At 38.0% G+C, this 1,096-nt stretch carries 2 protein-coding genes; both read right to left on the reverse strand.

Annotated features, from left to right (window positions below; all coding sequences use genetic code 11):
• The coding region (locus VXQ92_RS20460; protein ID WP_416683014.1) for an SCPU domain-containing protein at positions 1–746 on the reverse strand (746 nt) is incomplete at its 3' end.
• Positions 737–1,096, reverse strand: a 360-nt coding sequence (locus VXQ92_RS20465) for a FimD/PapC C-terminal domain-containing protein (RefSeq protein ID WP_416683015.1), incomplete at its 5' end; no start/stop codon positions are given. The genes VXQ92_RS20460 and VXQ92_RS20465, both read right to left, overlap by 10 nt.

Raw genomic sequence — 1,096 nt, forward strand, 5'->3', positions numbered from 1 at the left:
CCTAAATAAATGCTATAAGGTGTTCCATAGTTGCAGGTAGTATTCACTGCTCCTTGAGCTGTGTAATCACGCTTAGTCGTACCAATATCATTACTAGTGCCGAAATCTCCAGATGAAGTTGAGTTTAATTGGCACAGACTTGGGACCACAAAGTTTGCTGTTAGTAATGTATCACCAGAATCCCAGCCACCAAGTAAATCACCACATGACAAACCCAAAAGATCCATATCCCAATACAACCGAACCGAAGCCGTATAGGTTCCTTTAGGATATGCAATGAGAGACCCTGTTCGAGCTGGTACTTTTATATTTACCGAGTAACTCACAATATTATTTGATGATACTGTTGCTACTGGACCATACCACACATTGGAGGTTTGGTTGGTAGTAGAAGAGCCAGCCCCGCCTACAGTTGCAGTAACTGTATAGGGTAAAGTCACACTATTATTCGCAGTGGTTGCTCCTGTAAATACGGTTTTCATACACATAAAATTAGAAATCTGGGGAAGTCCTAAATTCGTACAAGTAATTGTTCCTGAAAGGTTTACGGTTGCATCACTATTAATATTTGCTGCAGTGTAATTAAAAGTACTATTTGTAGTCCCGCTTACCGTGCAAGCAGCTTGTGCAGGACTAAAAAATGCATAAACGAGATAAAATAAGCAAATGCCTATGAAGTATTTTAAAGACCGTGGAAGTTTTTTATAGCTCTCTATTTGAGCCTTATTCATAAAATTTAATGACATACATAAGGTCCCAATTTTTTAGTTGAGTACTGATTACTGTTATAGGTAAAGTCAACTTGGCATGAGCCATGATCAAGAAGATCGACTACAAGTTTGTTTTGTTTTAATAAGTTTGAAATAAACACTTCACCGTCATAGCCAACCACTCCATCTTGCTGTCCATTAATTTGAACGCTATACCCCGGTAATAACGGTGAGTTATTTTTATCAACAAGTTTCACTAATCCTGAGATGACCTGATGTGCACCAAAATCAATCATTGTTCCTTGGCGATAACCTACAACAGTTTTTTGTTCAGTGGAGTTAACGCTCCAATTTAGAGGCAAGAATGAAGGATCTAAATAAATATG

The organism is Acinetobacter sp. 228 (assembly GCF_048147885.1).